Genomic DNA, 4,702 nt, shown 5'->3' with positions numbered 1-4,702 from the left:
GCCGGTCATGACCGGCAGGTCGCGGTCGAGGATCAGCACGTCGTAGTCGGTGAGCAGGCACATCCGCTCGGCCTCGTCCCCGGAGACCGCGAGGTCGACGGCCATCGCCTGCCGGCGCAGACCGGTGGCGATCGTACGGGCGAGAACGCGATGGTCCTCGGCCAACAGAACTCTCATGGACCCCATGAAACCCGGCACGGCATTGCAGGGGGATAAGGAGAGCGGAGCGGCATGTTCCCGACTCCCGGCCGTCGCGGGGACCGCGTCCTTACGCCGCCGTAACGCGCTTATCCCGCTGCAAAGGGCGCCCTGTTTCTGTTGCGGCCATGAACTTCGTCAAGCGTGCGGGGATGAGCCTGCGTGCCAGGAAAGCCAGGACCGCCGCTCTGCTGGGCATCTTCGTCGTCATCTGCGTCCTGCTGCTGGGCGGCTTCCTGCTGCAGGGCGCCACCGCCCGCCAGGAGGCGGAAGCGCAGCGGACCATCGGCGTCGATGTGACGCTGAAGGGCAAGGGCCTCACTCCGGCGCTGGCGGACCGGCTCGGTTCGTCCCCGCAGGTGCATCGGTACAACCCGCGGCTCCCGCTCGAGGCCGAGGCCCGCGGCATCGAGCCGCTGGAGTCCGACGCCCCGAGGCCGGGCGGCAACCGCACCGGGACGGAGACACCGCCTCCGGAGACACCGCCTCCCCTGGCTCTGAACGGCGTGCGTGACTCGGGCCTGCTGCTGCCTTTCTCGTACGGCTCGAACAAGATCACGGCGGGGCGCGGGATCACCCCCGAGGACGCCGGCCGCAAGGTCGCCGTGGTGGAGCGGCGGCTGGCTGAGAAGAACAGGCTCAAGGTTGGCGACACCCTCCACGTGCGGTCGGCCGACGGAAAGCGCACCGTGCCGCTCACGGTCGTCGGGATCTACCGGGACTCGACGCAGGACCCGTCGAGGTGGGTCCCGCCGCACCAGCTGCCCGGCAACGTGCTCTACGTACCGGTCCGCACGGTTCAGCGGCTGAGCCCCGGCACGGCGGACCTCACCGAAGCGGTCTTCAGGATCGGCTCCCCCAAACAGGCCGAGCATCTGCACGCCGAGGCCCGGCGACTCCTCGGCGGTGGGTCGTTCGACTTCCGCGTCAACGACAAGGCGTACGAGGACCAGGTCCGTCCGATCCAGCGGGCCGGTACCTTCGCCGGGCTGATCGTCTGGCTCACCGCCGTGGCCGGCGCGCTGATTCTCGGGCTCATCGTGATGCTGCAGATCCGGGAGCGCCGCGACGAGCTCGGGGTGCTTCTGTCGCTGGGCGAGAAGAAGTGGAAGCTCATCGGCCAGCACGCCGTGGAAGTGGCCGCGGTCGGCCTGCCGGCTGTGGCCGTCGCCGCCCTGGCCGGTCAGGTCGCCGTCCAGCAGGCGGGCGACGCGTTACTCGCCCGCCAGGACCCCGCTCCCTCCCTGAGGGCCGACTCCCCGGACACACCGGCCGACTCGCCCCGGATGCGCGTCGAGCCCTCCGACCTCGGCAAGGTCGCCGGCATCGGCCTCGGAATCTCCCTGGTCTCCACCGTCGTCCCCGGCATCGGAATTCTCCGCCTCCACCCCCGCTCCCTCCTCACCGACAGCGAATAAGCACCGCACCGCTACAGAACGACCCCTACAGAACGACCGACACGGAACGAGAGAGCCGACCGATATGAACTTCGTCAAACGGGCAGGGCTCAGCCTGTGGTCCCGCAAGGGCAGGACCCTGATCACCTTGTGCACCTTCCTCGTCATCTCCGTGATGGTGCTGGCCGGCGTCATGATCAAGGACGCGACGGCCCGGGCCAAGAACGAGGCCAAGCGCTCGGTGGGCGCCGAGGTCCACCTGGAGATGGACTTGAAAAGCCTGGGCGCCGGCGGTGCCCTCGTGGCCCCTCAGATCAGCGCCGCGGTGGTGGACGAGCTGGGCGCCTCCCCGCTGGTCCAGAAGTACACCTACTCCATGTTCGACCGGGGCGTCGTCAAGGGCGGCACCGAGCTGGTGACCGAGGGCGTGGACGCCGCGGCCTCGGGCATGGGGCCCGATGGCACCCCCACCGTCGGAGTCCTCGACTCCGCGCTGCTGCCCGACTTCCGCAGCGGCAACTTCGAGCTCCTGTCCGGAGCGCACCTCACCGCCGCCGACAAAGACAAGCACCAGCTGCTGATCGAGGAGCGGCTGGCCCGGAAGAACGGCCTCAGGACCGGCGACAAGATCACCCTGGGCGCGCACGAGGGCAAGGCCACGGCGGATTTCACGGTGGCCGGTATCTACCGGGACCCGCGCCCCAGTTCCGAGCCCGAGCCGGAGCACTTCGTCAACCCGGCCAACATGCTGTACGCGTCCGTGGGCGGGTTCGCCGGACTCAACGCCCCCGCGGACGGGTCCTTGCAGGTCAGGAAGGCGACCTTCCTCCTCTCCGACGCCGACGACCTGGGGAGGTTCAAGGAGGAGGCCGAACGGATCGCGGGTTCCGCGCTCGACGGGTTCGCACTGGACGCGAACGACAAGGCGATCCGGCAGATGACGGGCCCCCTGGACAGCATCAGTTCCACGGCCGCCGTCGCGATGTGGCTGATCGGCATCGCGGGCGCCGCCGTCCTCGCCCTCCTCGTCAACCTCGCGGTCAAGCAGCGCCGCAAGGAGTACGGCGTCCTGCTGGCCATGGGCGAGAAGAAGGGGAAGCTCATCGCCCAGCAGGCGCTGGAGATCGTCGCGGTCGCGGCCCTCGCCATCGGCCTGAGCTCCCTGTTCACCCAGAGCCTGACCCAGAGCGCAGGCCAGTCGCTGCTCGGCCGAGAGGCCGCCGCGGCCCGGCACGAACTCGACTCCTGGCAGCCCCCGGCTCCCGGCAGCACCGGCATCGACCAGGGCATCGACCCGGACGACCGGCCGGTGGAGAACGCCGACCCCATCGACAGGATCGACGTACGCCTCGACCCGGCGGCCCTGGCCACCGTGGGCGGCGTCGGCCTCGGCATGGGCCTTCTGGCCACTGCCCTCCCGGCCGCCTCCGTCCTGCGGCTCACCCCCCGCACCATCCTCACGAAGGGCAAGTGACAGCCACCATGACCAGCGCCACCGAAACCCCGCCCGTCCTCCGCCTCGACGGCGTCAGCCACACCTACGCCGACCAGCGCCGCAGGACCACCGTGCTCAAGAACATCGACTACAGCTTCCGGCGCGGCACCTTCTACACCGTCCTGGGGCCCTCGGGCAGCGGCAAGACCACCCTGCTCAGCCTCGCCAGCGGCCTCGACGCACCCACCCGGGGCACCATCAGCTTCCGCGGTCAGGACCTGACGAAGCTCGGCCTCGGCCGCTACCGCAACAAGCACGCCGCCACGATCTTCCAGCACTACAACCTGCTCACCTATATGACCGCCCTCCAGAACGTCACCACCGCCATGGAAATCACCGGCGTGAAGCCGGACCGTGGCAGCCGCAGGGCCCGCGCTCTGGAAATCCTGGAGCGGCTCGGCCTGGACAAGGACATGGCCACGCGCAACGTCATGCGGCTCTCCGGCGGCCAGCAGCAGCGTGTCGCCATCGCCCGCGCCCTGGCCTGCGACGTCGACATCCTCTTCGCCGACGAACCCACCGGAAACCTCGACGAGGACACCGCCGAGGGCATCATCGACACCTTCCGCGGACTGGCCCACGAACAGGACAAGTGCGTAGTCGTCGTCACCCACTCCCAGCGACTGGCGGCACAGTCCGACCGCGTCCTCACCCTGCGCAAGGGCAAGCTGACGGACGAGGCGAGACCACGCTGACCACGCACCCACCCGGAACCGGCCGCGGACGATGCCGACGGGGCCGGTCAAGGCGATGTCCGTGAGGGAGTGGACGCGGTGGTGGACTACTCGGCCGACGGCTGGATGGAGGCGGCGAAGACGGCCGTCGGCGGAGAATTCGCCGTGGTGCTGGAGGGCGTCGGCGGAGAGCGGGGGACCGCCGCGCCGTCAGCGGCGGGGACGGTGCACGGACCCGCCGCAGCAGCCCTTGTGAAAGCGGACCCCCGCGTGCAGCAGGCCGGACAGCACCCTCCATGCCTCGGTGTCCCGGCGCGGCGGCACGGCGAAGGCCGATCCCACATCGACCGACCGACGGCGCTCGTGGACGAACCGGTGCGGATGTAGGTGACCGGCTGGCGCCCTGACGGGCACACAACGGTCACCGGACCGTACCTAGCCGGCCCGCATCCATGGCCGTAGCTTCTCCGGATTGCGGACCGCCCAGATCCGGGTGACGCGGCCGTCGGCGACACCGAACGAGGCCACGGTCATGACGGCGCCGGCACGCTGGGCCACCAGGCCCGGCACACCGTTGACCGACCGCTCCAGGAGTTCGAGCCCCGGAGCCTTGTCGGCGATGGCGACCATGTACTGGGCGATGCGCGCACCGCCTTCGATCGGGCGCAGGACGGTACCGACCATGCCGCCGCCGTCGGCGGTCATCACGGCGGCCGGGTCGAGGAGGTCGACGAGGGCCACGATGTCCTTGGTCTCCCATGCCTCTTTGACGTGCCGCACCACATCGGCCTGCCCGGCCGCCGTCACCGGAGCCCGTGCGACGCGCACCCGCCGCCGGGCGGAGGCCGCGAGCTGCTTGCAGGCCGCGGGAGTCCGGTCGAGGATGTCGGCGATCTCGGCGAAGGAGTACCGGAAGACGTCGTCCTGGAGTCGATGCC

General features: G+C 70.2%; 6 protein-coding genes. 4 read left to right on the top strand and 2 right to left on the bottom strand.

Going from position 1 to position 4,702, the window contains the following annotated elements; translation table 11 throughout:
- Positions 1-177: response regulator (locus AOK11_RS32590; protein ID WP_157869500.1), on the bottom strand; the 177-nt coding region annotated here is incomplete at its 3' end.
- A 149-nt stretch (positions 178-326) separates the two neighbouring features.
- On the opposite strand from AOK11_RS32590, the gene AOK11_RS32585 reads away from it, so the two are divergent.
- From AOK11_RS32585 to AOK11_RS46925, 4 genes are all read left to right on the top strand, one after another.
- Positions 327-1,616, top strand: coding sequence for an ABC transporter permease (locus AOK11_RS32585; RefSeq protein ID WP_055597283.1), 1,290 nt, complete (start codon positions 327-329; stop codon positions 1,614-1,616).
- A 64-nt stretch (positions 1,617-1,680) separates the two neighbouring features.
- On the top strand, positions 1,681-3,069 hold the full coding sequence (locus AOK11_RS32580) for an ABC transporter permease (protein WP_055597282.1): 1,389 nt from the start codon (positions 1,681-1,683) through the stop codon (positions 3,067-3,069).
- 8 nt (positions 3,070-3,077) lie between these two features.
- Positions 3,078-3,785 (top strand): ABC transporter ATP-binding protein, encoded by a 708-nt coding sequence (locus AOK11_RS32575; protein ID WP_055597284.1) that lies wholly within the window; start codon positions 3,078-3,080, stop codon positions 3,783-3,785.
- Between the two features lie 78 nt (positions 3,786-3,863).
- On the top strand, positions 3,864-4,151 hold the full coding sequence (locus AOK11_RS46925; RefSeq protein ID WP_157869499.1) for a hypothetical protein: 288 nt from the start codon (positions 3,864-3,866) through the stop codon (positions 4,149-4,151).
- Between the two features lie 48 nt (positions 4,152-4,199).
- Here AOK11_RS46925 and AOK11_RS32565 read toward each other — a convergent pair.
- Positions 4,200-4,702 (bottom strand): sigma-70 family RNA polymerase sigma factor family protein (locus AOK11_RS32565; protein ID WP_478501593.1); only part of this gene is annotated, 503 nt, incomplete at its 5' end.

Origin of the sequence: Streptomyces hirsutus, from assembly GCF_001418415.1 — a bacterium.
GTDB lineage: Bacteria > Actinomycetota > Actinomycetes > Streptomycetales > Streptomycetaceae > Streptomyces > Streptomyces hirsutus.
This window is presented reverse-complemented; position numbering and strand designations above follow the sequence as displayed.

What these genes read in the sequence shown, in the direction of transcription:
- AOK11_RS32575 (WP_055597284.1), top strand. Translation starts at nt 3,078, where the DNA reads ATGACCAGCGCCACCGAAACCCCGCCCGTCCTCCGCCTCGACGGCGTC.
- AOK11_RS32580 (WP_055597282.1), top strand. Translation starts at nt 1,681, where the DNA reads ATGAACTTCGTCAAACGGGCAGGGCTCAGCCTGTGGTCCCGCAAGGGC.
- AOK11_RS32585 (WP_055597283.1), top strand. Translation starts at nt 327, where the DNA reads ATGAACTTCGTCAAGCGTGCGGGGATGAGCCTGCGTGCCAGGAAAGCC.